The sequence below is a fragment of the Arsenicicoccus sp. oral taxon 190 genome (genome assembly GCF_001189535.1).
GTDB lineage: Bacteria > Actinomycetota > Actinomycetes > Actinomycetales > Dermatophilaceae > Arsenicicoccus.
Window position 1 is genome coordinate 402,257 of sequence record NZ_CP012070.1, and the last position, 25,994, is coordinate 428,250.

27 protein-coding genes are annotated in these 25,994 nt (G+C 73.3%); 13 read left to right on the plus strand and 14 right to left on the minus strand.

Annotation, left to right across the window (positions count from 1 at the left end):
• Positions 1 to 10: 10 nt before the first annotated feature.
• Entirely contained in the window at positions 11 to 1,747 is a 1,737-nt protein-coding gene (locus tag ADJ73_RS01895; RefSeq protein WP_050346858.1) for a PHP domain-containing protein, read from the minus strand.
• Positions 1,748 to 1,879: 132 nt separating this feature from the next.
• Between ADJ73_RS01895 and ADJ73_RS01900 the strand changes: the two genes are divergently transcribed.
• From ADJ73_RS01900 to ADJ73_RS01910, 3 genes are all read left to right on the plus strand, one after another.
• Positions 1,880 to 2,428, plus strand: a complete 549-nt coding sequence (locus ADJ73_RS01900; protein WP_050346859.1) for an O-acetyl-ADP-ribose deacetylase — start codon at positions 1,880 to 1,882, stop codon at positions 2,426 to 2,428.
• Positions 2,425 to 3,228, plus strand: coding sequence for a carbon-nitrogen hydrolase family protein (locus ADJ73_RS01905; protein WP_050346860.1), 804 nt, complete (start codon positions 2,425 to 2,427; stop codon positions 3,226 to 3,228). The genes ADJ73_RS01900 and ADJ73_RS01905 overlap by 4 nt, the downstream gene beginning before the upstream one ends.
• A 187-nt stretch (positions 3,229 to 3,415) precedes the next feature.
• Complete coding sequence (locus ADJ73_RS01910; RefSeq protein ID WP_156188067.1) at positions 3,416 to 5,107, plus strand: VWA domain-containing protein; 1,692 nt, start codon at positions 3,416 to 3,418, stop codon at positions 5,105 to 5,107.
• A 37-nt stretch (positions 5,108 to 5,144) separates the two neighbouring features.
• Here ADJ73_RS01910 and ADJ73_RS01915 read toward each other — a convergent pair whose 3' ends face one another.
• From ADJ73_RS01915 to ADJ73_RS16795, 5 genes are all read right to left on the minus strand, one after another.
• Positions 5,145 to 5,600 carry a heat shock protein transcriptional repressor HspR gene (locus ADJ73_RS01915; protein ID WP_050346862.1) on the minus strand — a complete coding sequence of 152 codons (456 nt, stop codon included), beginning with the start codon at positions 5,598 to 5,600 and terminating at the stop codon, positions 5,145 to 5,147.
• Between the two features lie 5 nt (positions 5,601 to 5,605).
• Positions 5,606 to 6,670, minus strand: coding sequence for a DnaJ C-terminal domain-containing protein (locus ADJ73_RS01920; RefSeq protein ID WP_050346863.1), 1,065 nt, complete (start codon positions 6,668 to 6,670; stop codon positions 5,606 to 5,608).
• Between the two features lie 139 nt (positions 6,671 to 6,809).
• Positions 6,810 to 7,625: a nucleotide exchange factor GrpE gene (gene grpE, locus ADJ73_RS01925; protein ID WP_253272639.1), complete on the minus strand. Its 816-nt coding sequence runs from the start codon at positions 7,623 to 7,625 to the stop codon at positions 6,810 to 6,812.
• Positions 7,622 to 9,529 carry a molecular chaperone DnaK gene (gene dnaK, locus ADJ73_RS01930; protein ID WP_050346864.1) on the minus strand — a complete coding sequence of 636 codons (1,908 nt, stop codon included), beginning with the start codon at positions 9,527 to 9,529 and terminating at the stop codon, positions 7,622 to 7,624. The genes grpE and dnaK overlap by 4 nt, the downstream gene beginning before the upstream one ends.
• Before the next feature lie 224 nt (positions 9,530 to 9,753).
• Entirely contained in the window at positions 9,754 to 10,983 is a 1,230-nt protein-coding gene (locus ADJ73_RS16795; RefSeq protein ID WP_156188068.1) for a DUF429 domain-containing protein, read from the minus strand.
• Between the two features lie 61 nt (positions 10,984 to 11,044).
• On the opposite strand from ADJ73_RS16795, the gene ADJ73_RS01940 reads away from it, so the two are divergent.
• Both ADJ73_RS01940 and ADJ73_RS01945 read left to right on the plus strand, forming a co-directional pair.
• The gene (locus tag ADJ73_RS01940; RefSeq protein WP_050346865.1) at positions 11,045 to 11,317 is read left to right on the plus strand and encodes a DUF3253 domain-containing protein; all 273 of its coding nucleotides are present in this window, start codon (positions 11,045 to 11,047) and stop codon (positions 11,315 to 11,317) included.
• Positions 11,314 to 11,751, plus strand: coding sequence for a hypothetical protein (locus ADJ73_RS01945; protein WP_050346866.1), 438 nt, complete (start codon positions 11,314 to 11,316; stop codon positions 11,749 to 11,751). Before ADJ73_RS01940 ends, ADJ73_RS01945 begins: the two co-directional genes overlap by 4 nt.
• Before the next feature lie 195 nt (positions 11,752 to 11,946).
• On the opposite strand, the gene ADJ73_RS01950 is transcribed toward ADJ73_RS01945, so the two are convergent.
• Positions 11,947 to 12,411 (minus strand): hypothetical protein, encoded by a 465-nt coding sequence (locus ADJ73_RS01950; RefSeq protein WP_050346867.1) that lies wholly within the window; start codon positions 12,409 to 12,411, stop codon positions 11,947 to 11,949.
• A gap of 17 nt (positions 12,412 to 12,428) precedes the next feature.
• Between ADJ73_RS01950 and ADJ73_RS16800 the strand changes: the two genes are divergently transcribed.
• Positions 12,429 to 12,797, plus strand: a complete 369-nt coding sequence (locus ADJ73_RS16800; protein WP_050346868.1) for a hypothetical protein — start codon at positions 12,429 to 12,431, stop codon at positions 12,795 to 12,797.
• A 166-nt stretch (positions 12,798 to 12,963) separates the two neighbouring features.
• A complete protein-coding gene (locus tag ADJ73_RS01960; protein WP_050346869.1) occupies positions 12,964 to 13,158 on the plus strand; it encodes a hypothetical protein in 195 nt (64 codons plus the stop codon).
• Here the strand turns inward: ADJ73_RS01960 and ADJ73_RS01965 are convergent.
• Positions 13,155 to 13,424 (minus strand): hypothetical protein, encoded by a 270-nt coding sequence (locus ADJ73_RS01965; protein WP_156188069.1) that lies wholly within the window; start codon positions 13,422 to 13,424, stop codon positions 13,155 to 13,157. The genes ADJ73_RS01960 and ADJ73_RS01965 overlap by 4 nt on opposite strands.
• 174 nt (positions 13,425 to 13,598) lie before the next feature.
• On the opposite strand from ADJ73_RS01965, the gene ADJ73_RS01970 reads away from it, so the two are divergent.
• The gene (locus ADJ73_RS01970; protein ID WP_050346871.1) at positions 13,599 to 14,597 is read left to right on the plus strand and encodes an ATP-binding cassette domain-containing protein; all 999 of its coding nucleotides are present in this window, start codon (positions 13,599 to 13,601) and stop codon (positions 14,595 to 14,597) included.
• Positions 14,594 to 15,427 (plus strand): ABC transporter permease, encoded by an 834-nt coding sequence (locus ADJ73_RS01975; RefSeq protein ID WP_050346872.1) that lies wholly within the window; start codon positions 14,594 to 14,596, stop codon positions 15,425 to 15,427. The genes ADJ73_RS01970 and ADJ73_RS01975 overlap by 4 nt, the downstream gene beginning before the upstream one ends.
• Before the next feature lie 182 nt (positions 15,428 to 15,609).
• On the opposite strand, the gene ADJ73_RS01980 is transcribed toward ADJ73_RS01975, so the two are convergent.
• The 3 genes from ADJ73_RS01980 to ADJ73_RS01990 all read right to left on the minus strand — a co-directional run bounded on the left by ADJ73_RS01980 (position 15,610) and on the right by ADJ73_RS01990 (position 18,170).
• Positions 15,610 to 16,002 (minus strand): (R)-mandelonitrile lyase, encoded by a 393-nt coding sequence (locus tag ADJ73_RS01980; protein ID WP_050346873.1) that lies wholly within the window; start codon positions 16,000 to 16,002, stop codon positions 15,610 to 15,612.
• 266 nt (positions 16,003 to 16,268) lie between these two features.
• Entirely contained in the window at positions 16,269 to 17,024 is a 756-nt protein-coding gene (locus ADJ73_RS01985) for a hypothetical protein (RefSeq protein ID WP_253272640.1), read from the minus strand.
• Between the two features lie 213 nt (positions 17,025 to 17,237).
• Positions 17,238 to 18,170 (minus strand): cation diffusion facilitator family transporter, encoded by a 933-nt coding sequence (locus ADJ73_RS01990; protein ID WP_050346874.1) that lies wholly within the window; start codon positions 18,168 to 18,170, stop codon positions 17,238 to 17,240.
• Positions 18,171 to 18,463: 293 nt separating this feature from the next.
• Here ADJ73_RS01990 and ADJ73_RS01995 point away from each other — a divergent pair, with 293 nt between their 5' ends.
• Both ADJ73_RS01995 and ADJ73_RS02000 read left to right on the plus strand, forming a co-directional pair.
• Positions 18,464 to 19,933 (plus strand): MFS transporter, encoded by a 1,470-nt coding sequence (locus ADJ73_RS01995; protein ID WP_050346875.1) that lies wholly within the window; start codon positions 18,464 to 18,466, stop codon positions 19,931 to 19,933.
• A gap of 10 nt (positions 19,934 to 19,943) precedes the next feature.
• Positions 19,944 to 20,486, plus strand: coding sequence for a universal stress protein (locus ADJ73_RS02000; protein ID WP_172669684.1), 543 nt, complete (start codon positions 19,944 to 19,946; stop codon positions 20,484 to 20,486).
• A gap of 71 nt (positions 20,487 to 20,557) precedes the next feature.
• Here ADJ73_RS02000 and ADJ73_RS02005 read toward each other — a convergent pair whose 3' ends face one another.
• Positions 20,558 to 21,067, minus strand: a complete 510-nt coding sequence (locus tag ADJ73_RS02005; RefSeq protein WP_050346877.1) for a DUF2087 domain-containing protein — start codon at positions 21,065 to 21,067, stop codon at positions 20,558 to 20,560.
• A 214-nt stretch (positions 21,068 to 21,281) separates the two neighbouring features.
• On the opposite strand from ADJ73_RS02005, the gene ADJ73_RS02010 reads away from it, so the two are divergent.
• Positions 21,282 to 21,791, plus strand: a complete 510-nt coding sequence (locus ADJ73_RS02010; RefSeq protein ID WP_050346878.1) for a metallophosphoesterase family protein — start codon at positions 21,282 to 21,284, stop codon at positions 21,789 to 21,791.
• Positions 21,792 to 21,802: 11 nt separating this feature from the next.
• Here the strand turns inward: ADJ73_RS02010 and ADJ73_RS02015 are convergent, their stop codons facing one another.
• The gene (locus tag ADJ73_RS02015) at positions 21,803 to 23,047 is read right to left on the minus strand and encodes an AI-2E family transporter (RefSeq protein WP_050346879.1); all 1,245 of its coding nucleotides are present in this window, start codon (positions 23,045 to 23,047) and stop codon (positions 21,803 to 21,805) included.
• A gap of 80 nt (positions 23,048 to 23,127) precedes the next feature.
• On the opposite strand from ADJ73_RS02015, the gene ADJ73_RS02020 reads away from it, so the two are divergent.
• Positions 23,128 to 24,096: an aldo/keto reductase gene (locus ADJ73_RS02020; protein ID WP_050346880.1), complete on the plus strand. Its 969-nt coding sequence runs from the start codon at positions 23,128 to 23,130 to the stop codon at positions 24,094 to 24,096.
• 10 nt (positions 24,097 to 24,106) lie between these two features.
• Here ADJ73_RS02020 and ADJ73_RS02025 read toward each other — a convergent pair whose 3' ends face one another.
• A complete protein-coding gene (locus ADJ73_RS02025) occupies positions 24,107 to 25,918 on the minus strand; it encodes a glycoside hydrolase family 15 protein (RefSeq protein WP_050346881.1) in 1,812 nt (603 codons plus the stop codon).
• Between the last annotated feature and the right edge of the window lie 76 nt (positions 25,919 to 25,994).

Below are 25,994 nucleotides of genomic sequence, written 5' to 3' on the forward strand. Positions count from 1 at the left end.
CGCGCGCTGCTCAGACGACGTCGATGAAGACGGGGTTGGTGTAGAACCACGTGTCGGTCCACGGGTTGCCCGCACCCGGGGTGCCGTCGTGGGGCACCGGGCCGTGCGGGTCCACGGCCGCCCCCATCGGCCCGACGCCGTGACGGTTGCCGTCGCTGCCGCGCAGCCGGACGTAGCCGGGCTCCTCGGCGACGAGCTCGTGGCGCAGCGTGAAGGGGCCTCCGCGGCCGGTGGTGTCGAAGGTGCGGACCACCCGGGTGCCCGGCGCCTGCCAGGTGTCGCGGTCGGCGGCGGGCCCGGTGACCCGCCCGGCGATGACGTCGACGTGGGCGAGGCGGGGCAGGATGCCCCAGGCGTTGCGGTAGGTCGTCGGGTGGATGGTCACGGACACCGTGACGGTCGAGCCGCGGCGCACCCGGACCCGGCCGCCCAGGGTGGCTGACACCTGCCGGCCGTAGCCGTGGCCGCGCCCGCGACCCGCCGGTCCTCCCCCGGTCACCTCGACCTCGACGTGGTGGACGAGGTGGCCGTGGTCGACCCAGCTGCGGCCCTCGCGCAGCGCCTGCAGGACGCCGCGGTAGGTGCGCTGCTCGACCCCGGTGTGGTTGCGGCTGAACTCCCCCGGCCAGTAGTCCCCGCCGCCCTGCGGGTCGGCGGTCGGGACCGGGTCGGGACGGCGCCCCATCGTGTCGAAGCTCTCCCCGGCCGGGTAGGGGCCCGTCGTCGTGCGGTCCCGCGACTCGTTGTGGTGGTCGGAGTTGCTGGTGATCCAGTAGGGGCGCCCCTCGGCCAGCAGCGAGTCCCACAGGCCACCGACCACGGCGGTGGCCCAGTCGAACCCGCCTCGGGTCCGGTAGGCCTCGAGCGGGAAGCCGGGCCAGGAGTAGGGCGACGGCGCGTTCTCGTACTCCCCCCGCTGGTGGCTGGGCTGAGGGTTGGGACCCCACGCCCCGGCCTGCGCCCCGGGCGCACCCTCCATGCCGATCATGAGGTCGGGGGCGGCGTCGCGCCACGCCCGCAGCTCGTGCGGCGAGTCGATGCCTAGGCGCAGCGGGTGGTTGGCGAGGACGAGCAGGTCGTCGACCACGCGGGCTCGACGCTGCTCGGCCAGCCACTGCAACGCCTGGACGGCCTTGGCCTCCCACTCGGCGACCTGCGGCGTGCCGGGGGCGGGCTTCTCCCACCGGTTGAGCTTGCCGTCCCAGCGCTGCTCGAACTCCCGGATCAGGTCGACGTCCCGCGGGCCGGGCGCCACGATGACCGAGCAGTGCTCGGCGGCGGGGATGTACCACTCCAGGCCCTGGTAGATCAGCAGCTCGGGGTGGTCCCGGCGCAGCTGCTCCAGCAGCGCCTTCTCCATGGCGGCGCCCTTGGTGTGGTGGGCGACGTTGGCGTGCTCGGTGAAGACCATCCAGTCGACGCCGAACTCCCGGGCCTTGGCGACCTGGGTGCCGACGAGGTACTTCGCGTCGTGGGAGAAGACCGTGTGCACGTGGTGGTCGCCGACGAGCCACTGCCACCGCTGCGGTCGTGGCCGCGGCCGCGCGTCGGCCGGGGTCGCCGCGAAGGTGCCGGGGACGAGGCCCAGCCCGAGCGCCGCGCCGGCTCCGGCGAGCAGCTGGCGCCGCGACGCCCCTGGGCGCCCGGTCGAGGCCGCGGGGACGGGCCCGACGGGCTCGACGGGCTCGACGGGCCCGACGGGCTCCATGGGGTGGTCGGCGGGGCGGGGGTGGTCGTCGCGGCGCATCGAGGTCCTCCGTCGGGAGCGGTCGTGTGGTCCGACCGACGCTAGGGGCGTGAGGTGTCGGGGCGACCCGTCGCCGGTTAACGCGCGGGAGACGGCAGGTGCCGACCGGGCCGCCGACGTAGGCTTGGCCGCATGGCTGCCATCGAGATCGTGCAGGGAGACATCACCCAGCAGGCCGTCGACGCCATCGTGGACGCGGCCAACTCGTCGCTCATGGGGGGCGGCGGGGTGGACGGCGCGATCCACCGCGCGGCCGGGCCGACGCTGCGCGGCGAGTGCCGGCACGTGCGGGCGACGGAGTTCCCGGGCGGGCTGCCGGTCGGCGAGGCGGTCGCGACGGGGGCGGGTGACCTGCCCTGCCGCTACGTCATCCACACCGTGGGGCCCAACCGTCACGAGGGCCAGATCGACCCCAACCTGCTCGGGTCCTGCTACACCCGCTGCCTCGACGTGGCCCAGGAGCTGGGGGTTCGCACGATCGCCTTCCCCGCGGTGAGCGCGGGCGCCTACGGCTGGAAGGTCGCCGACGTGGCGCGGATCGCCCTGACCCGCGTGCTCGAGCACCCCAAGGACGGCATCGACCTGGTGCGCTTCGTCCCCTTCGACCCCACGTCGTATGCCGCCTTCGTCGCGGCCTACGAGGCGCTGGGCGGCCCCGCGGCGGGCGGCGAGCAGCGGTGACGACGCGCCGGCTCGCGGCGGGGCAGCTGCGCAGCAGCGACGACAAGGCGGCCAACCTCGCCGAGGCGGTGCGCCTGGTGCGCGAGGCGGCCGACGCGGGGGCCTGGCTGGTGGTGCTGCCCGAGGCGACGATGGTGAGCTTCGCGACGCCGCTTCGGGACCACGCCGAGCCGCTCGACGGCCCCTTCGCGGACGCGCTGCGGGCAGCCGCCCGCGACGCCGGCGTCACCGTGGTGGCGGGGCTCTTCGAGCCGGCCGACGACGGTCGGGTGCACAACACCCTGCTGCTGACCGGGCCGCACGCCGAGGCGACCTATCGCAAGGTGCACCTCTTCGACGCGTTCACGACCCGGGAGTCCGAGACGGTGGCACCGGGCGACGGTTACGTGACGGTGGACGTCGACGGGGTGCGGGTGGGCCTCGCGACCTGCTACGACGTCCGCTTCCCCGACCAGTTCACCGCGCTGGGTCGGGCCGGCGCCCAGGTCGTCGCGCTGCCGGCGTCGTGGGGCGACGGCCCCGGCAAGGCCCAGCAGTGGGACCTGCTGACCGCCGCGCGGGCGCACGATGCGCAGGCCTGGCTGGTCGCCGCCGGGCAGGCCTGGCAGCCGGAGTCGGTGCGCAAGCCCCTGGGGATCGGACGCAGCGCCGTCGTGGACCCGACCGGCGCGGTCCGGGCCCGGCTGGGCGGGGCGTCGGAGCTGCTCGTCGCCGACGTGGACCTGGACCTGGTGGACCGCACCCGCGAGCAGGTCCCGATCCTGCGGAGCTCTCCCGCGGTGCGCTCCCTGGCCACCTGACCTGAGCACCGGTCTCAGCCACCTGACCCAGCCACCTGACCCAGCCACCTGACCCAGCCACCTCGCGTCACCCAACGCTGAAGAGTGACTACCTAGCGTAATTCGCTGCTCCCGAACGGACTTCACATCCGCACCGGGAGGCCCGATGCCCTGACCTGGGGCGACACGGCTCCGCTACATTGCCCGCATGGGACGCCACTCTGCCCCGCGCACCGCCCCGAAGGCCGCCGTCGTCGCCTTGCCTCTTGTGGCCCTCGCCGGCATCGTCGGCACGTTCGCGCTGACGCGGCCGGGCGCCGACGACCCCGGCTCCCGGGTCCCGGCCGTGGCCGCCGCGGGCGCCCTGCCCGGGTGCGGCACGGTCACCCCGCTGCGCATCACCACGACCGACGACCTCGCCCCCGCGCTGCGCCAGATCACGGCCAGGCTCGAGAGCTCGACCCGCGACTGCGTGGACTACACCGTGACGGCCCGCAGCGCGGCGGACGCCGCCTCGGGGCTGATGAGCGGCGACGACGCCGCCACCCAGGTGTGGGTCCCGGACTCCTCGCTGTGGGCCGAGCGGGTCCGCGCGGCGGCGCCCAGCGTCCCGCTGACCCGCGGCCCGGTCGTCGCGACCTCGCCGGTGCTCTTCACGGCGCCGCAGGGGTCCGGCAGCAAGGGCCGCGCGGGCACCGTCGCCTGGAGCGCCGTGGTCAACCAGGGGGTCGCCCCGCTGCGGGTGGCCACCCCGGAGCGCAGCACCGCCTCGCTGCTCGCCCTGCTCGGGGCCAAGGAGGCGGTCAGCGCCTCGCCGCAGGACTCCCGCGCGCTGCAGGGCCTGCTGCTGACGCTGTCGCGCAGCACGGCGACCGAGGACGCGCTGCGGCGCCAGGCCACGGCCAGCCAGGGCACGGCGGCGTCCTTCCCCGCCTCCGAGCAGCAGATCTACGCGATGAACCAGGCGCACCCGACCGCGCAGGTCGGGGCCCTCGCGCCCGCCGAGGCGGTGCCCCAGCTGGACTACCCGCTGATCACGGTGGGCGGCCCGGGCGCGGCGCCCGCTCGCGCCATACAGGCGCTGCGTGACGGGCTGGCGCAGCAGCAGTCGATCGACGTGCTGCGCGCGGCCGGCTTCCGGGTCGGCGGGTCCGCGGGACCCGGCGTCACGGGGGTGCCCGCCGCGATGCCGCGGATCATCGCGACCCCCCGGGCCGCCGACGCCGACACCGCGCTCCGGATGTGGGTGACGATGTCGCGCCAGACCCGGATGCTCGCGGTCATCGACACCTCGGAGTCGATGAAGAAGCAGGCCATCCCCGGCATGAACCGCATCGAGCTGGCGCGGACCGCGGCCATCAAGGCGCTCGCGAAGTTCCCCGAGACCAGCCAGATCGGGCTGTGGAGCTTCGACCTGGCGCACCCCGGCCAGCCGCAGGACTGGGCGCCGCTCGTGCCGATCCAGCCGCTCAACCACGGGGCGGGCCTGGCCAACCAGCGGCTGGTGCTCGGGCACGTCGCGTCGACGCTCACCTGGCACCAGGCCAACGGCACGGCCCTGCACGACACCATCTGGGCGGGCTACCAGGAGCTGCAGCGCAGCTATCAGCCGGACTTCGCCAACGCGCTCATCCTGCTGACCGACGGCAAGAACGAGGACCCCAGCTCGCTCACCGAGCAGCAGCTCGTCGCCAACCTGACGCGGGCCAGCAAGGACGCCGGCCGCCCGGTGCGCATCGCGCTCATCGGGATCAGCCAGGACGCCGACCTGGCGGCGCTGCAGCGGATCGCCGAGGCGGTCCCGGACGGTCACGCCTACGACGCCCGGCAGCCGGAGAACATCTACCCGATCATGCAGGAGATCCTGACGACCCGCGGGCTGGTGGCCCCGGCGCAGTGACGCTGCCGCCGACCGTGGTCGGCGGCAGCGTCGGCCCTCAGCGGGGTGGCTCCGGTCGCCAGACCACGAGGGCCTGGCTGGTGGAGCGCCCGGACCGGGGGCGTCGCCCGGGGGGCATCGCCACGATCTCGCCGCGCCCGGCCGCGAAGACCCGGTGGCCGTAGCTCGCGATGGCTCGCAGCCCGTCGACCTCGCCGGTCAGCTCCTCCACGCGGGACCGCAGCGCGCTCACGTGGTCCTCGAGCTCCAGGATCCGGCGTATGCCGGACAGGCTGACGCCCTCCTCCTGGGACAACCGCTGCACCTCGCGCAGCTGCGCGACGTCCCGCTGGGAGTAGCGCCGGCCGCCGCCTCCCGTGCGGTGCGGGGTGACCAGGCCGAGCCGGTCGTACTGCCGCAGCGTCTGCGCGTGCATGCCGGCCAGCTCCGCCGCCACCGAGATCACGAAGAGCGGCGCGTCCTCGTCGGGCTGGAACCGGTCGTCGACGGCCATGTCGCTCACCCCCGGGCGGCGCGGGCGCGCAGGTCGGCGCGGACGTCGCCGGCGGCGTCCTCGGCGTGCAGCACCTCGACGGCGGCGCGCGCCTCGTCGCTGAGGGTGGTGGGGACCAGCACGTGGACCGTGACGATGAGGTCGCCGGTGCCGTGCTTGGCCGCGACGCCCCGACCCTTGACGCGCAGCTTCTGCCCGCTCTGGGTGCCGGGGGCGATCTTGACCTTGACGAGATGGCCGCGACCGTGGCCGTCGCTGCCGCTGTCGGCGGCGCCGAGCGTCGGGACGGAGATCGTGGCGCCGAGGGCCGCCTCGGCGAAGGTCACCGGCACCTCGACGGTCAGGTTGTCGCCGTCGCGGCCGAAGACCTCGTGCGGGCTCACCTGCACCGTGAGGATCAGGTCGCCGCGCGGGGCCTGCGGGTCACCGTGCTCGCCCTTGCCGCGCAGCCGGATCCGCTGACCGTCCTTGACACCGGCCGGGATCCGCGTGGTGACGCGCTCCCCGTCGACGGCCGTCAGCGTGACCGTGTCGCCGCGGACCGCCTCGGTGAAACCGATCGTGACGGTGGCCTGGACGTCGGCGCCGGGCCGGGGGCCGGTGGGGGCGCCATACGCCCCGTAGCCCTGGCCGAAGGGGGACTGGCCGCCTCCGCCGGCGCCGCCGAACATCCGCAGCAGGTCGTCCAGGTCGGGCTGGCCCGCCCCGCCGCCGGACGTGGTGAAGCGCATGCCGGGACCGCCCGCGCCGCCCTGGGTGAAGAGGTGGCTGAAGACGTCCTCGAAGCCGCCGCCCGCGCCGGCCCCCGCGCCGGGCGCGAACCTCGCGCCCCCGCGGGCCATCTGGCGTATGGCGTCGTACTGCTGGCGCTGCTCGGGGTCGGAGAGCACCGAGTAGGCCTCCCCCACCTCCTTGAACTTCTGCTCGGCGGCAGCGTCGCCGGGGTTCTGGTCGGGGTGGTGCTTGCGCGCGAGCTTGCGGTACTCGCGCTTGATGGCGTCCGCGTCAGCGTCCGCCGGGACGCCCAGCGTGGCGTAGAAGTCCTTCTCGAACCAGTCCTGGCTGGCCACCGGCGTCTCCTTCCGTGTCTGTCAAAGGTGCTTCGCAATCCGTCGAAGGTGCTTGGCGATCATGGGTCGTCGCGTCGGGCCGGGCGTCGGCCCGGGGGGCCGGGGCGGGGTCGTGGACCCCGCCCCGGCTCCGGCGCGGCTACTGCGGGTCGGCGACCGACACGCGGGCGGCGCGCAGCACGCGCTCGCCCTGCCGGTAGCCGGGCTGGAGGACCTGCACGACCGTCGTGCCCGTGACTCCCTCGGGGAGCTCGGCCTCGACGTGCATGAGGGCCTCGTGGATGGTCGGGTCGAAGGCGTCCCCGGCCTCGCCGAACTGCTCGAGCCCGAACCGCCCGAGCGCGCCCTGCAGCTTGTCGGCGATCGAGGCGAAGGGGGTGCCCTCGGCCAGGTCGCCGTGCTGGCGGGCCAGCGAGATCTCGTCGAGGACCGGCATCAGCGCCTCGATCACGGAGGCGACCCCGAGGTCCTTGAGCATGACCTTGTCGCGGTCGACGCGGCGCTTGTAGTTGACGTACTCCGCCTGCAGCCGCTGCAGGTCCGCGAGCCGCTCCGCGGCCAGCACCGTGTCGGGGTGCTGCTCGGGGTCGGCGGCGGCCTCCGCGCGAGCCTTCTGCGCGTCGAGCGTCGCCTCCTGCGCGGCGACCTCCTCGGGCGAGAAGGGGCTGGACGGCATACCGTCCTGGTCCTGCCGGCCGGGGAGCGCGTCCCCGACGGCGCCGGCGAAGGAGTCGTCGCCCTCCGCCATCCGGGCGTGCTGGTCGTCCTGCTGGTGCGAGCTGTCCGACATGTCTGCCATGGGGACCTCCCTGTCGTTGCTGGCGGGGCCCGCGGGAGGCGAGCCCGGGTCGCGCACCTGGCCCGTGGTGGGGTCGATGCGCCGCTTGTCCCGGATCACCGGGCCGGTGGGCTCCCCGTCGGGGGAGCCCACGCGGCCGGCGGCGGGATCGGTCACTTGGTGCCCTTGTCGTCGTCGACGACCTCGGCGTCGATGACGTCGTCGTCCTTGCCCTTGGCCTGACCGGCACCGGCCGCGCCCGCGCCGCCAGCACCGGCCCCGGCAGCGCCCGCCCCGGCAGCACCCGGGGTGCCCTGCTCGGACTGCTGCGCGTAGAGCGCGGCGCCGAGCTTCTGGGACTCCTCGGAGAGCGTGGTGGCCTTGGTGGAGATGTCCTCCGACGAGGTGCCGTCGGCGGCCAGCGCGTCCTTGAGGTCCTTGAGGGCCTCGTCGACGGGCTTGCGGCCGTCCTCGGGCAGCTTGTCGGCGTTGTCGGTGAGGAACTTCTCGGTGGAGTAGACGAGCTGCTCCGCGTTGTTGCGGGCCTCCGCCTCCTCGCGCCGCTTCTTGTCCTCGTCGGCGTGCGCCTCGGCGTCCTTGACCATGCGGTCGATCTCGTCCTTGGACAGCGCGCTGCCGCCGGAGATCGTCATCGACTGCTCCTTGCCCGTGCCCTGGTCCTTGGCGGACACGTGCACGATGCCGTTGGCGTCGATGTCGAAGGTCACCTCGATCTTGGGCATGCCGCGGGGGGCCGGGGCGATGCCGGTGAGCTCGAAGGTGCCGAGACCCTTGTTCTGCTGGGCCAGCTCACGCTCGCCCTGGAAGACCTGGATCAGCACCGACGGCTGGTTGTCCTCGGCGGTCGTGAAGACCTCCGAGCGCTTGGTCGGGATGGCCGTGTTGCGCTCGATGAGCTTGGTCATCAGGCCGCCCTTGGTCTCGATGCCGAGGGACAGCGGGGTGACGTCGATGAGCAGCACGTCCTTGCGCTCGCCCTTGAGGACACCGGCCTGCAGGGACGCGCCCATGGCCACGACCTCGTCCGGGTTGACGCCCTTGTTGGGCTCCTTGCCGGTGAGCTCCTTGACCAGGTTGGACACGGCCGGCATACGGGTCGAGCCGCCGACGAGCACGACGTGCGCGATGTCGCCCACGGAGATGCCCGCGTCCTTGATGACGTTGTGGAAGGGCTCCTTGGTGCGAGCCAGCAGGTCCGCCGTCATCTGCTCGAACTGGGTGCGGGTCAGCGTCTCGTCCAGGTGGATCGGGCCGTTCTCGCCCATCGAGAGGTACTGCAGGTTGATGTTGGTGCTGGTCGCGGTGGACAGCTCCTTCTTGGCCTGCTCCGCGGCGTCCTTGAGGCGCTGCATGGCGATCTTGTCGTTGGACAGGTCGACGCCCGTGGTGTTCTTGACCTGCGTGAGGAGGTGCTTGACGATCCGGTCGTCCCAGTCGTCGCCGCCGAGGCGGTTGTCACCGTTGGTGGCGCGGACCTGGATGGTCGCGAAGCCGTCCTCGGCGTCCTTGCCCACCTCGAGCAGGGACACGTCGAAGGTGCCGCCGCCGAGGTCGAAGACGAGGATGAGCTCGTCCTCCTTGCCCTTGTCCAGGCCGTAGGCGAGAGCCGCGGCGGTGGGCTCGTTGACGATGCGCAGGACGTTGAGGCCCGCGATCTCGCCGGCCTCCTTGGTGGCCTGGCGCTCGGCGTCGTCGAAGTACGCCGGGACGGTGATGACCGCGTCGGTGACGGGCTCGCCGAGGTAGGACTCGGCGTCGCGCTTGAGCTTCATCAGGATGCGGGCGCTGATCTCCTGCGCGGTGTACTTCTTGCCGTCGACCTCCTGGCTCCAGTCGGTGCCCATGTGGCGCTTGACCGAGCGGATGGTCCGGTCGACGTTGGTGACGGCCTGGCGCTTGGCGATCTCGCCGACGAGCACCTCGCCGTTCTTGCTGAACGCCACCACCGACGGGGTGGTGCGCCCACCCTCGGCGTTGGCGATGATCTCCGGCTCCCCGCCCTCGAGGACGGAGACGGCGGAGTTGGTGGTGCCGAGGTCGATGCCGACTGCACGTGCCATGTGTGGCTTCTCCTTGATGACTAGCGGATGTTGAGTCGTCAGCACTCAAGGTATGACCGCCTGCGATCCCTGTGCAAGCCCGTGTCAGTGAACTTGAGTCTATCTGGCTCAACTCTCCCCGTCCCGACTTCATTCCCGGCCCGTATGCCAACCTCCCGCGTCGCCGCCTCGCCGCCAGACCGACCACAACCACACCCCCGGGACAGGTTGTGGTCGCCCGCGCGTCACACCCAGATCGCCGCGTCGATCCCGTCGCTGAAGCGTTCCGGCACCTCGGGGTGCCGCACCGCCTCGCCTCGCACGACCCGCGCTGCGCTCCAGGCCGCCGCAGCGGCGTCGAGCAGGTCGTCGGCGCCGCGGCGGTCCAGGTCGGCGCCGCTCGGCAGGCGGACCCCCTGCGCCAGCAGCAGCCCCTCGCGTTCGCGCACGCCGTCGGCGGTCTTCTTGCTCGAGCCGAGCGGGGCGCCCGCCATGATCGCGAAGCACAGCTCGGGGTGCACCTCCACGACCCGCACCCGCCCCGGGTCCTGGGAGCGGACGTACCCGTCGACGTCGAGGATGGCCCGCCGCAGCGCATAGCTCTGCGCCGCCAGGCTGGTCCCGCCGGTCCGGGCGACGCTGATGCGGCGGGCCTCGGCATACGACTCGGCGGCGAGCGCGTCGCGCACCGGTGTCGGGAAGACCGAGCTGCCCCGCCTCCCCAGCCGCTTCCTCACCTGCACGTCCGCCTGCCGCCGGCCGGTGTCCGGGAGCCCGACGGGGGTGTCGACCGCGACGAGCCGGACCTCGCCCTGGTCCGTCGCGCGAGCCACGAGGGTCGCGAGGTCGGGCCCGGCGACGAGCCGCACCGTCCCCCGCCCGGACGCCGGCAGCAGCGCACCCGTCCACCCGCCGCGCGCGCCGTCGACGCCGAGCACCCACCCGTCGTATGCCGTTCCCCCGTCCGACGACTCCGGGCGCGACGCCAGCCCGAGCTCTTCCAGGACGGCGGCCACGGCACCCTCGGGCGAGGCGGCGTGGCGCGGCGCCCGCACGTCGTCGCCGGCCACCGGCACCTCGTCGAAGAGCCGCAGCCCGCCCAGCAGCACCACCGGCACCCCGGTCCGGGCGGCCAGGGCGATCTCGCTCACCGTCCCCCAACTGTTGCCGACCGCGATCACGGCGTCGCAGGCCCGCACGAGCAGGGCGTTGCGCATCTCTCCCATCCCGGTCGGCACGGTGACGGACAGGTGCGGGTTGGCGGCGGAGCGGTCGTCGCCGGGCAGCAGCCCGAGGCTGGTCCCGCCGACCTCGGTGCAGCCCAGCGCGGCCCCGGCCATCACGCCGCCGAGCCCTCCGGTGACGACGACGAGGCCCTGCTCGGCGAGCAACCGGCCCACCGTGACCGCCTGCTGCACCTGCTCCGACGTGGCCGCGCCCGGGCCGACGACACCGACATACCCTCGTGGTCGCACGCGCCCAGGATGACACCTGGCACGCGGGGTCGGGCGGCCGGCCACCGCCTAGAGTGCGGAGGTGCCCTCCTCACCGCCGAGCGACGCCGAGCTGCAGGCCGGCATCGTCGACCTGCTCCGGCTGCGGTCCCCGGACGTGACGATCTGCCCGTCCGAGGTGGCGCGCCGGCTCGGGGGCGAGCGGTGGCGAGACCTGATGCAGCCCACGCGGGACGCGGCCGCCCGCCTCGCGGACGACGGTGTCGTCGAGGTGGTCCAGGGTGGCGCGCCGGTCGACGTGCGCACGGCGCGCGGCCCCGTGCGCCTGCGCCGAGGACCCGGCTGGGCGCCGTGACGACGCACTGGCTGCTGCCGGTCGACCCGGCGGCCCACGCCGAGCATCAGCCCGCGGACTGGCGCACCCGCCCCGACGCCGGCCCGGTCTGGGAGGCGGTCGCCCGGTCCCAGCCGATCGACCGCTGGTGCCTGCGCTCCGGGTACCGGACGATGCGGGCGGGCGACACCATCTGGGCCTACCTGTCCCGCCGGCAGGAGCTGTGCGCGGTCGGCGCGGTGCGCGAGGTCGTGCAGGAGGGCGAGCGGTGGTTCGTCCTGGTGGGTTGGGATGCCGCCCGCACGGCCGCGCTGGGGCGAGACCCGTTGCCGCGCAGTGAGTTCGGTCAGGTCCCGATGTCCACGTGCCGCGCCCGGGAGGCCGCAGCGCGGGTCCTGACGGCGACGTATGACGCGCTCCCCGGTTCCCGGCATACGGGCCTGGGGTGCGGTTGACTGCCCTCATGGCCGTCGACGACTGGTTCCTGACCACCGAGGAGCGCGACAACCCGTGGACACGCATTGACCTGCGGCACGGCGGGGAGGCCTGGACCAGCGGCAACGACGCGCAGGTGGTGCTGCACGGCGCGGACTACTTCGCGCGGCTGCGGGAGCTGGTGCAGGCGCAGCAGCCGGGCGACCTGCTGCTCTTCACCGACTGGCGCGGCGACCCGGACGAGCGGCTCGGCGACGAGGACGACCTGACCGTCGTGGAGCTCCTGGCCGACGCGGCGCGCCGTCCCAGCGCTCCCGGAAGGTCGCCTCGATGTCACCCACCACGGGCCCGGACACCTCGAGCATCGCGTCGTGCCACGGCGGGGTGGGCCCCCACACGTCGCCCATGTCCACCGTCTGGGGGTCGCCGCGGTGCTCGCGCGTGTCCCGGCGGGTGTGGCACAGGTCGATCCCGCCCACGAAGGCGCGGTCCTGCTCCGGCCGCCCCGGGTGCCGCAGCACCACGAACTTCTGGTGGTGCGTGCCGAGCGGCAGCACCCGCATGTCGAGCACCACCTCCCCGCCCGCGTCGCGGACGCCGTCGGCGAGCGAGCGGTTCTCGGCCTCGGAGTAGGCGAACCGGTCCAGGTGCGAGCGCCAGAACAAGCCCTTGACGACCACCCCGCGACCCGACGCCGGTGGCGCTCGACCCGATCTCGCGGGCGCAGGCGCTGCTGCACCGCGACGACGAGCACCCCCGGCCGCTGCCGCCGCAGCAGCCCGACCCGCCGCGGACCGGCTCGATGCAGGTGCAGCTGCTGCGGACCTACCCGGCCAAGGTGCCGCGGTTCCCCTTCGCGCCGCGCGGGGAGCGCAGCGTGGCGCGGGGCTACGACAAGGCGGTCCGGCGGGCGCGTCGGCTGGTCTACCTCGAGGACCAGTACTTCTGGAGCGGGGAGGTCGTCTCCTGCTTCGCCAAGGCGCTGGTCCAGGACCGGCGGTTGACGTTGTCCGAGCCGAGGGTCATCCACACGTCGTCGACCACGCAGATCTTGGTGTGGACGTAGACCGGTCGAGACCCGGGACCCGCGCGAGCCCCGCCTGCTCGGCCCGGGCGGCGACGAGGCACGCCGCTTCCCCCGCGACACCCGCCTCACCCTGGCCCGCGAGCACCTGGACCGGGAGGACGGCGACGACGCCGACCTGGTCGACCCGACCGGGTGGTTCACGGCCTTGCGGGACAGCGCGGACCGCCTCCAGCAGTGGTATGCCGCCGGCTGCGCCGGACCCCGCCCGCCCGGACGGCTGCGGCCCTACGTGCCGCCCACGCTCGGACGGGTGGAGCGCGCCCTGGGCGGCGTCGTCTACCGCTACGGCGACGACCCGGACGGCCGGCCCCGGGCGCTGCGGGGCACCGACCAGTTCTAGGCCTCGGCGGGCGGGCGCCGCACGAGGCTGACGAGCATGGCGCCGAAGGCCAGGACCGCGACGCTCAGCCCGACCACGCTGAGCACATCGGCCCACGGCGGGGCGGCTGCGGCGCCCAGGTCGGTGATCTCCATGGCGGCGAGGTATCCCGACGCGAAGAGGAGGAATCCCAGCAGCGAGATGACCCCCAGGTACACCGTCTCCACCGGACGCCGGGACATCCGGCGTGGCCTCCTGATGACGACCGCGTGCGATCCAGCACTCACGACTCCCCCTGTGGTCGGCGACCCGCCGTCCTCAGCCCTGCGCGACGCAGGCGGGTCTCGTGACGTGCTCCCACTCTGGCACACCGTGCCGTCGGCATACCGGGAGGACGCTGCGGACAGGACCTGACCGCAAACGACTGGGAAGGGGTGCCTCACCTCTGCCATGCTCGCCTCATGTCATCCAGCCCAGCGGTGATCGCTGAAGACCTCGTCAAGCACTACCGGGGGAGCAAGGGGGCGGTGGTCAAGGCGGCCGACGGGATCTCCCTGACCGTGCCCGAGGGCAGCGTCCTCGGTGTCCTCGGGCCCAACGGCGCCGGCAAGACCACCACGGTCCGCATGCTCACCACCCTCATCCGCCCGGACTCCGGGCGGGCGACCGTCGCCGGCGCCGACGTCGTCGCGGACCCCCAGAGCGTCCGCCGGCTCATCGGCGTGAGCGGGCAGTATGCCGCCGTCGACGAGTACCTCACCGGCTACGAGAACCTCCACATGGTGGGTCGGCTCTACCACCTGCCGACCGCCCAGGCGAGGGCTCGGGCGCGCGAGCTCCTCGCGGAGTTCCGCCTCGAGGACGCCGCCGACCGCCCCGCCAAGACCTACTCCGGCGGGATGCGCCGCCGCCTCGACCTGGCGGGCGCCCTGGTCGCCCGGCCGCCCGTGATCTTCCTCGACGAACCCACCACGGGACTGGACCCCCGCAGCCGCGGCGACATGTGGGACGTCATCGGCGATCTCGTCCGCGAGGGCACCTCGGTGCTGCTCACCACGCAGTACCTCGAGGAGGCCGACCGGCTCGCCGACAACATCGTCGTCGTCGACCACGGTCGCGTCATTGCCGAGGGCACCGCCGACCAGCTCAAGGACCAGGTCGGCGGTGGCCGCCTGCACGTGACGGTGGCGGAGGCCTCCGACATACGGCGTGCGCAGCAGGCTCTCGCCCGGCTGGGCGAGGGCCACGTCGAGGTGGAGGAGCACACCCGCGAGCTCACGCTGCCCGCCGAGGGCGGCACCCGCACCCTCGTCGAGGCGGTCCGGGTCCTCGCGGACGACGGGATCACGGTGCAGGACATCGGGATCCGACGGCCGACGCTGGACGACGCCTTCCTGACGCTGACCGGACGCACCACCGAGACGACCACCGAGACCGAGCTGCAGGAGGCCGCCCGATGACCACGATCTTCCGCGACGCGGACACCATCGCCCGCCGCAACCTGATCAAGATCAAGCGGGTCCCGGACCTGATCGTCTTCACGACGCTGCAGCCGATCATGTTCATCCTGCTGTTCGGCTACGTCTTCGGCTCGCTCGCCGGCTCCGGCAACGGCCAGGGCTACCGCGAGTTCCTGATGGCCGGCATCTTCGCGCAGACGATCATCTTCGGCGCCACGATCACCGGGTCCGGCATGGCCGAGGACATGCAGAAGGGCGTCATCGACCGGTTCCGCACCCTGCCGATGCACCCGGGCGCGGTGCTGCTCGGGCGCACCCTCAGCGACCTGCTCAACAACGTCATCGTGCTCGTCGTGATGACCCTGACCGGCCTCGCGATCGGGTGGCGGATCCGGGACGGGCTGCTGCACGCGGCCCTCGCCTACCTGGTGATGCTGCTGTTCGCCTACGCCATGAGCTGGGTGATGGCCTACGTGGGCCTCAAGGTGCGGGCACCGGAGATCTTCAACAACGCGACCTTCATGCTGATCTTCCCGTTGACCTTCATCGCCAACACCTTCGTGCCCAGCGAGAACATGCCCGCCGTGCTGCGCACCATCGCCGGCTGGAACCCCGTCTCCACGCTGACCCACGCCGCACGCGACCTCTTCGGCAACCTCTTCGCCCTCACCCCGGGCGGTGCGGCGCAGGGCGAGGCGACGCGCGCCTCCATCGAGTACACCTGGGCCCTGCAGCACGCCGCGCTCTACACGCTCGGGTGGGCAGCGGTCCTGATGCTGGTCTTCGTGCCCCTGTCGATCCGGGCCTACCAGCGGTCGGTCGCCCGCTGAGCCGGTCGCCACTCCCCCGACCAGCCCGTATGCCGTCAGGCGCCCCCGCCGGACATCGACCCGACTGTCCGGGCCACCACCAGCAGCGACGTCAGCAACGCCGTAGGTGCGTACGCATTGCATCCTGCTTCCCGCGCCTCGGTGGTGGTGGGTCGCTGTCTTGTGTGGTGGTGGGGCGCCGGTCAGACGCCGTACTCCTCGTCCGTGACGTGCTCGCCCCAGGTGACGACCTGCCCCGACTCGTCCGCCTCCTGGATCGCGACGTGGCTCATGAAGCGGTCGGGCGTCGCGCCGTGCCAGTGCTCCTCCCCCGGCTCGATGTAGACCACGTCGCCCGGCCGGAACTCGCGCACGCCCTCGCGTGTGCCGATGAGCCCGATCCCGTCGGTGACGTAGAGCGTCTGGCCTTTGGGGTGGGTGTGCCAGGCGGTGCGGGCCCCCGGCATGAAGCGGACGTGCGCGCAACCGACGGCGGACTGCTCGTCGGGGTTGCGGATCCCGTCGATGAAGACGGTGCCCGTGAACCACTCGCCGGGGCCCGGGGCCGAGCTGCCGCCGCTCTGCGTGAACTTCATCGGGTCGCTCCTTGGGTGGAGGGTCGGGTGCCCCTCCAGTCAACTCCTCGGCGCGCCCGGGTGCGCGTCGAGACCCCGGCCGTATGCCGTCACTCGGGTCGCCGCGTCCTGCCGTGGCCGCTGCCCAGGATTGGGGAACGCCAGTGCGGCATACGCGATCCAGCGTTCCCCAATCCCGATACATCGGCGGGCCCACGCCCCTGGGGCCCTTCATCAGTGGAGCGGCTTGAGAGCCCGTCGCCTCTTCCCGACCAGCCCGTATGCCGTCAGCCGCCCCCGCCGGACATCGACCCGACCGCCCTGGCCACCACCAGCAGCGACGTCAGCAACGCCGCCGTCCCCTGCAGCCCCATCAGCGCCTTGGCTCGGGCGCTCAGCGGCATCGTGTCGGTGGGGCTGAAGGCGCTCGAGTTGGTCAGCGACAGGTAGGCGTAGTCGATGAAGTGCGGCATCCAGGCTGCCTTCTTGCTGGCGCCGTCGGCGACCTCGGTGACGGCGTCGTCGTTCTCGTCCTGGGAGAACCTCCAGTCCGCGAGCGGCACCACCTCGCGGGGCCAGGTGTGCCGCGCCACCGGGCCGCCGCGGTCCAGCTCCCAGTAGAGCAGCGCGAAGCCGATGATCCCGGTGACCCAGACCTGCATCGCGCCGAGCAGCATCGCGGGGCCCGGGGCGTCGGAGCCGAGCGAGGAGACCATCAGGCCGAGGGCCACCAGGTTGGTCCCGATCACGATGAGTGACAACACGATCGACAGGACCCGTGACCACCGGGTGAGGGCCGGGGTGCGCCACCGGTGGGTCGCGACCAGCGCCACCAGCAGCACCCCCTCGATGCCGGGGATCAGCAGCCGGGGCAGCAGGAGCAGGGGGTCGGGCAGCAAGCCGTAGACGACGGCCGCCACGGCCACCGCGATCGTGGGCAGCAGGAGGGACTCCCCCGACTGCTGGCGGGACCCCAGCCGGGGCCCGGCCCACGACGGCTGCGGTCGCTGGTCCGGGGCCGGTCCGTGCGGCGTGCTGCGCATGTCACCTGCCTGCCATGTCGGCGCGGTCCTGGCCCAGCCTGGTCCGTCCCGCTGGGTCGGTCCAGCTTGGTCGGTCCAGCTTGGTTGGTCCCGCTTCGTTCGTCCTGCGGGTTGGTCCTGCGAGCCGTCGCCCGACGGTGGGCTGCGGCGGGCTCACCCTACGCGTCCACCGTCACCGGCGGTGGGATGGCGGGACCACCTGCGGACCGGCGGTCAGCCGTGGGTGCGGCCCTCGTGCTCGGCGTGGCCGGCCGGCTCCAGCTGGAAGGTCGAGTGCTCCACGCTGACGTCGAAGTGGGAGGCCACGCACTCCTGCAGGTGGTCCAGGATCTGCGCGCAGTGGCCGTCGGTGAAGCACTCATCGTCCAGGACGACGTGGGCGGTGAGCACCGGCAGGCCCGTGGCGACCACCGAGGCGTGCAGGTCGTGGACGGCGACCACGTGCGGCACCTCGAGGATGTGTCGGCGCACGTCCTGCAGGTCGAGGCCCGCCGGGACGGTCTCGAGCAGGATCGACCCGGAGCGGCGCAGCAGGATCACCGCGCGGGGCAGGATCAGCAGCGCCACCAGCAGGCCGGCCACGGCGTCGGCCCGGGCCCAGCCCGTCAGCGCGATGACGGCGGCCGCGACGAGCACCGCCACCGACCCCAGCGCGTCGTTGAGCACCTCCAGGAACGCCGCGCGCATGTTGAGGTTGTTGTCGCGGCCCCCGCTGAGGACCAGCAGCGACGCGACGTTGCCGGCCAGGCCGAGCGCGCCGACCAGGGCCATGCCGCCCGCCGCGACCTCGGGCGGCGCGGCGAGCCGCTGCACCCCCTCGACGGTGGCATACACGCCCACCACCAGCAGGATCGCGGCCTGGGCGGCGGCCGCGATCACCTCGGCGCGCTGCCACCCCCAGGTGCGACGGGCCGACGGCGGGCGCGCCACGAGCGTCGCCGCCACCAGGGCGACCACGAGCCCGAGCACATCGGTCAGCATGTGGGCCGCGTCGACGAGCAGCGCCAGGCTCCCGGTGATCACGGCGCCCGCGACCTCGGCGAGCAGGATGACGGCGGTGATGGTCAGCGCGACGGCAAGCCGATGCCGGTCGGTCGAGCCTGAGCCGTGAGCGTGTCCGTGGCCGTGGTCGTGCCCGCCGCTCACCGCGCCTCCCCCGCCGGGCCGCCCCCGGTCACCGTGCGGTCGCGCTGCGAGGTCTCGGCCGAGGTCATGCCGCGATGATAGGTCCCCCACCTCCACCCCCCCGTGGGGATCCCCGGCCAGGTCGACGGCGCCGTCCGGCCGCACCAATCGCGCCATACGTGTCACTCGCTCGGCCTAATTGCCAGCCCGCTCGGAGATGAACCTTCCACCGGAGAGGCCCGGGGCGTAGGTTGCCGCGAGGGCAACGCCCGCCCGACCACCCCTTCGGGGGGACCGACTGGAAGGAGGCACCCATGACGGCTGCTCACACCGACGACAAGCCGATGCTCAGCATGATCCCGGCACGCATGGACAAGATGCCGTGGGCACGATTCCACTGGATGGTCATCTTCGGCCTCGGCACGGCGTGGATCCTCGACGGACTCGAGGTCCAGATCGTCGCGGCCGGCGGCTTCGAGAAGTCGCTGCACATGACGCCGGCCGACGTGGGCCTGGCCGCCACCGTCTACCTCATCGGTGAGGTCGTCGGGGCGCTGACCTTCGGGCGGATGACCGACTCGCTGGGCCGCAAGAAGCTCTTCGTCCTGACGCTGTTCGTCTACCTGATCGGTTCCGCGCTGGCCGCGCTCGCGCCCAACGCGATCATCTTCTACGTCTGCCGGTTCATCTCCGGCGCTGGCATCGGCGGTGAGTACTCCGCCGTCAACTCCGCCATCGACGAGCTGATCCCCGGCAAGTTCCGCGGCCGCGTCGACCTGGCCATCAACGGCACCTACTGGTTCGGGGCCATGCTCGGCGCCGTCGCGAGCGCCTGGCTGCTGGACACCAGCCGCTTCGACCAGAACATCGGCTGGCGCATCGCCTTCTTCCTCGGCCCGATCCTGGGTCTCGGGATCATCTACCTGCGACGCCACATCCCCGAGAGCCCGCGCTGGATGCTGACGCACGGGCGCGGCAAGGAGGCCGAGGAGATCGTCGCCGGCATCGAGGAGGACATCCGCAGCCAGGGCAAGGAGCTGCCGCGGATCCACGAGGACGACGGCATGTGGATCAAGGCGCGCGAGGGCCTGACGCCCAAGCAGCTGCGCTACGTCTTCTTCACGATGTACCCCAGCCGCACCTTCCTCGGCGCGACGCTGATGATCACGCAGTCCTTCCTCTACAACGCGATCTTCTTCACCTACTCCCTGGTGCTGCAGAACTTCTACGGCCTCAGCGCAGCCAACGCGGCCGTCTACTTCTTCCCCTTCGCGATCGGCAACCTCCTCGGGCCGCTGCTGCTCGGCCCGCTCTTCGACACCGTCGGGCGGCGCAAGATGATCTTCGGCTGCTACGCCTTCGCCGGGATCGTGCTGGCCGTGTCGGCGTGGATGTTCCAGGCCAACATGCTGTCCGCGTGGACGCACACCGCCTTCTGGTGCGTGGCCTTCTTCTTCGCCTCCGCGGGCGCGTCGGCCGGCTACCTGACGGTCTCGGAGATCTTCCCGCTGGAGGTCCGCGGGCAGGCCATCTCCTACTTCTTCGCGATCGCCCAGGTCTTCGGCTCGCTCGGACCGGTCTTCTACGGCTGGCTGATCGGGGACGGCAAGGACCGCGGCCCGATGTTCTGGGGCTACATCATCGCCTCGGCGATCATGCTCTTGGGTGGACTGGTCGCCATGAAGTGGGGCGTCGACGCCGAGGGCAAGTCGCTCGAGGAGATCGCGCCGCCGCTCACCAGCTATGACGAGCACGGCAACGAGTCCACGCGGCTCCCGGTCTGAGGTGGTGGACGTGAGCGAGCACCCCTACACCGTCGTGGTCGGCGTCAGCGCCACCTCCGGCTCCCCCGCGGGCCTGCGGTGGGCGGCGTCCCAGGCCGCAGCCCACGGCGGCCGGCTGGTGGCGGTCCGGGCGTGGAAGGTCCCCTCGCCGCAGGCCACCCCGTCCGGCATCTCGACCGGGCGGGTCGCGGTCTCGACCGACGTCGAGTCCGAGGTCAGGCAGTCCCTGGCCGACGACGTCGCCGCGGTCCTCGGCCCCGACAACGGGGCCGAGCTCGTGACCGTGCGCGGCGGGCGCCGCAAGGCCCTCCTGCAGGCGGCTCGCGACGCGGACCTGCTCGTCGTGGATGCACCCCGCGGTATGCCGGGCCGCACCGCCTTCGCGCAGCGGCTCGTCTACGCCGCCGACTGCCCGGTGGTCATCATGCCGCCACGCATCTCCGGCGAGCCGCCCACCGCGCTGGCGCGGGCGGCGAGCGCCGTCGGCCGGTCGGCGCTGCGGGCGGCCGGGACCGCCGGCAGGCCGGGCTACCAGATCCCGCCGGCCCGCTGACACGGACCGCGCTGCCCTGACGTCGGGCCGTCGACCACGTGGTCGACGGCCCGACGTGTCGGTCCGTCCGGCTATCGGCGCCGCTCCGTGCCGGCCAGGTAGCCGGGGAGCCAGACGGCCTCCCACTCGGGCAGCTCCTGCCCCCACGCAGCGTCGCGCAGCGGCGGCCACGAGGGGAGCCAGTAGATGCCCGAGTCCCGGTGCAGGTAGCCGTAGTTGACGAGCTCGCGGCGCAGGTAGGCGTAGTCCTCGTGCACACGACCGAGGATCTCGTGGTTGACCTCCGGCTCGCTGTAGCGACGGCCTGGCTCGAAGAGTGCCACCAGCTCGAGCAGGATCGACGCGCGCACCTTGCGCTTGACGGGGATCGAGACGAGCCGCTCCCCGTCGAAGAACCGGTCGACGACGCGTCGGTGCTCGCGGTGGGCGGCGGCATACGCCTCGTCGTGCTCGGGGGGCGGGGTCTGCGGGACGGGCCCGTCAGGGGGAGCCAACAGGTCGGCCCGGGCCGCGGTGTAGCGCTGCCCGGTCTCGCGCATCCGCGCCCGGACGATCGCCTTGAAGTCCTTGTCGTCGGTCATGTCGCACCTCACGACTGCGCAGCGCACCCCCAGCGTGTCGACGCAGTCGGACGTGATGACGTGGACGACGGGTGTGGCCGGAGGATCTGCTCCCCTTCGCCGACGCACCGGAGCTGGGGTCCAGGTGCAGGCTGGGCGCTCGACCGCGCCGCCCCCACCATGCCATACCCGGGCGCGGGCGGCCACGGGCTTCGCGCCGGGGCAGGATGACGTCATGCGCGTCCTCGTCCTCGCCGACACCCACGCCCCCCGCCGCTGGAAGGGCCTGCCCGTCGAGCTCCTCGCGCCGCTGCAGGAGGCCGACGTCGTGCTCCACGCCGGCGACGTGTGCACGCCGGAGGTGCTGGACACCCTCGCCGAGCACGCCCCGGTCCACGTCGTGCTCGGCAACAACGACGGACCCGCCGTGGCGGCCTGGGGCGCCCCCGAGACCCTCGAGCTCGACCTCGACGGCCTGCGGGTGGCGATGATCCACGACGCCGGGCCGCGGGCCGGGCGCGACCGGCGGATGCGGCGCAGGTTCCCGGACGCGGACCTCGTCGTCTACGGCCACTCCCACATCCCCCTCGACGAGCCGGAGGGGGCGGTCCACCTGCTCAACCCCGGCTCCCCCACCGACCGGCGACGACAACCGCACGGCACGTATGCCGTGCTCCAGATCGCCGCGGGACGTCTCGTGGCCAGCCAGGTGGTGGCCCTGGACGACCCGCGCCGGGTGGTCTGAGCGGCCGACGCTCAGCGCCCCCGCGCGTCGGCCGGCGGGTCCGAAACCTCGTCGCTCGAATCGTCGCCCGAGCCCTCCTGCCCTGCCTGATCGCGCGCCTCGTCGCTCGAATCGTCCTGCGCCGCCTCGTCGCTCGCGTCATCGCTCGGGCGCTTGCCCTCACGGGAGCTCGTCTCGTCGGCGTCGTCCTGCCGCGCCTCGACCCACCCCTTGCGGAAGGCCACGACCACACCGGCGACCGGCACGGCCAGGAAGATGCCGGCCATCCCGAGCGCCGCCCCGCCGGCCATGGACAGGAAGAGCGTCACCACCGGGGGGAAGCTCATGGCGCGCGACAGCAGCAGCGGCGACAGCACGTTGCCCTCGACCTGCTGCACCAGGATCACCACGACCAGCGCGAAGAGCGCGGTGGTCACGCCACCGAAGACGAGCGCCACGACCACGGCGACGGCCCCGGCGACGGTGGCGCCGATGAGCGGGATGAAGCCGAGCACGAAGGTCAGCGCCCCGATGGGGATCGCGAGCGGGACGCCCAGCAGCGCCAGCCCGAGGGCGATGAAGACGCCGTCCACGAGACCGGTCACCGTGGAGGCCCACATCCACCAGCGGGCGGTGGTGAAGGACGACCGCACCGCGCCGTCCAGCTCGCGGCGGCGCGCCGCCGGTGCCCAGCCGAGCACGGTCCGCGGGAGCTCACGCCCCCCGGCGAGCGCGAAGACGGTCCCGAAGACCGTGACGAGCAGCAGCGTCCCGGTCGCCTGCAGGAAGCGGGCGCTGCTGCGGGCGACGGCCCGCACACCGGTGAAGATCTCGCCGGCCCGGCGCTGCGCCATGGTGACGGCCTGGTCCATCAGCTCGCCCGACGGCGTGATGTTGCGGCTCGCGGCCCACGCGTCCAGCGACGACAGCCCGTCCATCACCGAGCCCTCCAGCTGCGGCATCGCGGCGATCACCTGGCTGACGACGAACCACAGCAGCCCCACCAGCAGGGCCACCACGGCGAGCACCGCCAGCAGCGCCGCGAGCACGCCCGGCATCCAGCGGCGCAGCCGCGCCACGACGGGCCAGAGCATCGCCGTCAGCGCGAAGGCGAGGAAGCCCGCCACGGCCACGACGCCCAGCTGCAGCAGCACCCAGCCCGCCGCCAGCGTGGCGACCCCGACGACGAGCAGCCGCCCGGCGATGGTGGCTTCGGTGCGCAGCCAGGTGGGGCTGTCGGGGGCGCGGTCGACGGTCCGCGGCAGGGGCACAGGCATGCCTCATCCTCGCCCGGGCGCCCCGGGCTTGTCGCCCGGCGCCCGGCAGCCACCCTCGCCCGGCGCCTAGAGTCGAGCCCATGGAGACCACGCGACTGGGCACCAGCGGGCTGCGGGTGAGCCGCCTCGCCCTCGGCTGCATGAGCTACGGCGACGCGTCCCGGGGCGGCCACCCGTGGGCGCTGCCGGAGGACGAGGCGCAGGCGTTCTTCGCGCAGGCCGTCGACCTCGGGATCACCTTCTGGGACACCGCCAACATCTACTCGATGGGCAGCTCGGAGGAGTTCGTCGGGCGCGCCATACGGGCGCACTCGCGACGCGAGGACATCGTCCTCGCCACGAAGCTCAACGGGAGGATGCACGACGGCCCGGGCGGCTCCGGGCTGTCGCGCAAGGCGGTCCTGGAGCAGGTGGACGCGTCATTGACCCGGTTGCAGACCGACTACATCGACCTCTACCAGATCCACCGGTTCGACCCGGGGACCCCGGTGGAGGAGACGATGGAGGCGCTGCACGACGTCGTGCGCGCCGGCAAGGTCCGCTACCTCGGGGCGAGCTCGATGTGGACCTGGCAGCTCGCCGAGATGCAGCACGCGGCGGACCTCGGCGGGTGGACGAGGTTCGTGTCCATGCAGGACCAGTACTCCCTCCTCCAGCGGGAGGAGGAGCGCGAGATGCACCCCTACTGTGCGCACACCGGCGTCGGCGTGCTGCCGTGGAGCCCGCTGGCGCGCGGCCGGCTGACCCGCCCGTGGGGCGAGTCGACCCGGCGCACCGAGACCGATGCCTTCGGCAAGACGCTGTATGCCGACACCGACGCCCCGATCGTCGCCGCCGTCCAGCGGGTCGCCGAGCAGCGGGGCGTGCCCATGGCGCAGGTCGCCCTGGCGTGGGTGCTGAGCAAGCCCGCGGTGACGGCGCCCATCGTCGGCGCGACCAAGCCGCACCACCTGGCCGACGCGGTCGCTGCCCTGGACCTGACGCTGAGCGAGGAGGAGATCGCCGCGCTGGAGGAGCCCTACGCGCCGCACCTGCCGGCGGGCTTCTGACCGCGACCGGTCAAGGGCGCGACGGCCCGGTCGGGGCGAGCGCCGTCGCGGCGTCGATCAGCGCCAGGTGCGAGAACGCCTGCGGCACGTTGCCGACGAACCGCTCGTGCACCGGGTCGTACTCCTCCGACAGCAGCCCGACGTCGTTGCGCAGCCCCACGAGGCGGTCCATGAGCGCGACCGCGTCGTCCCGCCGCCCCAGCAGCGCATAGGCCGTGACCAGCCAGAACGAGCAGGCGAGGAAGGGGCTCTCGTCGCCGGCGAGGCCGTCGACGCCGGACGCGGTGCGGTAGCGCAGCACCAGTCCGTGGTGAAGCAGGTCCTGCTCGACCTTGGCGACCGTGGCGACGTATCGGGGGTCGTCCGCCGCGACGATCCCGATGGGGGCGAGCAGCAGCAGCGACGCGTCGACCTCGTCGGTCTCGTCGTGCTGGCGGAAGTGCCCGGCCTCGCTGACCCCGCGGGACAGCACGTCGTCCCGCACCTGGTCCCGCACGGCGCGCCAGCGGTCCACCGGCCCGTCCAGGTGGTGCTCCTCGTCGCCCTTGACCGCGCGGTCCAGGGCGCACCACACCATCGCCCGGGAGTGGGTGAACCGGCGCGCGGGGCCCCGGATCTCCCACAGCCCGTTGTCCGGGCGGTCCCAGGTCTCGGCGAGGTGGTCGACGAGGGCGACCTGCAGCGCCCAGGAGTCGGCGGTCTCGGCCAGCCCGTGCTGCCGGGCGACGTGCAGCGAGCTCATCACCTCGCCGAGCACGTCGAGCTGCTGCTGGTCGGAGGCGGCGTTGCCGAGCAGCACCGGGCGGGAGTCGGCATACCCGGGCAGGTGGTCGAGGGTGCGCTCGGTGAGGTCGCGGCGGCCGTCGACGGCATACATGATCTGCATCCGCTCGGGGTCGCCGGCGACGGCGCGCAGCAGCCAGTCCCGCCAGGTGCGCGCCTCGTGCCGGTAGCCGCACTCGAGGAAGGCCGCGAGGGTCAGCGAGGCGTCCCGCAGCCAGCAGTAGCGGTAGTCCCAGTTGCGGGCGCCGCCGAGCTGCTCGGGCAGGCCCATGGTGGCCGCCGCGACGATCCCGCCGGTGTCCCGGTCGGTCAGGCCCCGCAGCACGGCGAGCGAGGTGCGCACCGCCTCGGCGTAGGCGCCGTGGTAGCCGGCGTGGCGGGTCCAGCCGCGGTAGTGGTCCAGCGTCTGGGCCCGCGCCCGCGCCACGTCGAAGGGCTCCGGCGGGTCCTGGTAGGAGCGCCACCAGGACATGACGAAGGTCATCGTCTCCCCCGCGCGGACCGCGAACTCGTCGGTGTGCGAGCGCCCTTCGGCGCGCGGCAGCCGTGGGCCGCGCAGCAGGACCGAGCTCGGGCCGGCCGTCGCGACGAGCATCTGGTCGCAGCCGAGGTCGCTATGGTCGGGCAGCCGGTGGATCCACGGCCGCACCTGGCCGTAGCCGAACCGCAGCGTCCACTCGTGGCGCATCACCACCTCCCCGGCCAGCCCGGTGACGCGGCGCACGACGTGCGTGGCGTCGTCGCTGGTCGGCATGAAGTCCTCGACCTGGACCCGGCCGCCGGCCGTCTCCTGCACGGCGACCAGCGCCAGCGTGCCCGCCTCGTAGGTGCGGGTGGTGCGGGCGGCCGCCGCAGGCCCGAGCAGCCAGCGGCCGTTGTCGGGCCCACCGAGGAGCGCGGCGAAGCACGCCTCGGAGTCGAACCGCGGCAGGCAGAGCCAGTCGATGGAGCCCTCCCGGCTGACCAGGGCCGCGGTGCGCATGTCGCTGAGCATCGCGTAGTCCTCGATCGGGGTCACCGGGTGCGTCGTCGTGCCCATGCCTTGTTGTACCAGGTCCACCCGGTCTCCTGGCGGCGACGCCGGCAGCGCTGTCAGCACCGTCCCAACGCCGTCC

Bases quoted from the DNA above. Each gene is read 5' to 3' on its own strand.
- ADJ73_RS01895 (WP_050346858.1), bottom strand. From the start codon at position 1,747: ATGCGCCGCGACGACCACCCCCGCCCCGCCGACCACCCCATGGAGCCC.
- ADJ73_RS01900 (WP_050346859.1), top strand. From the start codon at position 1,880: ATGGCTGCCATCGAGATCGTGCAGGGAGACATCACCCAGCAGGCCGTC.
- ADJ73_RS01910 (WP_156188067.1), top strand. From the start codon at position 3,416: ATGGGACGCCACTCTGCCCCGCGCACCGCCCCGAAGGCCGCCGTCGTC.
- ADJ73_RS01915 (WP_050346862.1), bottom strand. From the start codon at position 5,600: ATGGCCGTCGACGACCGGTTCCAGCCCGACGAGGACGCGCCGCTCTTC.
- dnaK (WP_050346864.1), bottom strand. From the start codon at position 9,529: ATGGCACGTGCAGTCGGCATCGACCTCGGCACCACCAACTCCGCCGTC.
- ADJ73_RS01970 (WP_050346871.1), top strand. From the start codon at position 13,599: ATGTCATCCAGCCCAGCGGTGATCGCTGAAGACCTCGTCAAGCACTAC.
- ADJ73_RS01975 (WP_050346872.1), top strand. From the start codon at position 14,594: ATGACCACGATCTTCCGCGACGCGGACACCATCGCCCGCCGCAACCTG.
- ADJ73_RS01980 (WP_050346873.1), bottom strand. From the start codon at position 16,002: ATGAAGTTCACGCAGAGCGGCGGCAGCTCGGCCCCGGGCCCCGGCGAG.
- ADJ73_RS01985 (WP_253272640.1), bottom strand. From the start codon at position 17,024: ATGCGCAGCACGCCGCACGGACCGGCCCCGGACCAGCGACCGCAGCCG.
- ADJ73_RS01995 (WP_050346875.1), top strand. From the start codon at position 18,464: ATGACGGCTGCTCACACCGACGACAAGCCGATGCTCAGCATGATCCCG.
- ADJ73_RS02005 (WP_050346877.1), bottom strand. From the start codon at position 21,067: ATGACCGACGACAAGGACTTCAAGGCGATCGTCCGGGCGCGGATGCGC.
- ADJ73_RS02010 (WP_050346878.1), top strand. From the start codon at position 21,282: ATGCGCGTCCTCGTCCTCGCCGACACCCACGCCCCCCGCCGCTGGAAG.
- ADJ73_RS02015 (WP_050346879.1), bottom strand. From the start codon at position 23,047: ATGCCTGTGCCCCTGCCGCGGACCGTCGACCGCGCCCCCGACAGCCCC.
- ADJ73_RS02020 (WP_050346880.1), top strand. From the start codon at position 23,128: ATGGAGACCACGCGACTGGGCACCAGCGGGCTGCGGGTGAGCCGCCTC.
- ADJ73_RS02025 (WP_050346881.1), bottom strand. From the start codon at position 25,918: ATGGGCACGACGACGCACCCGGTGACCCCGATCGAGGACTACGCGATG.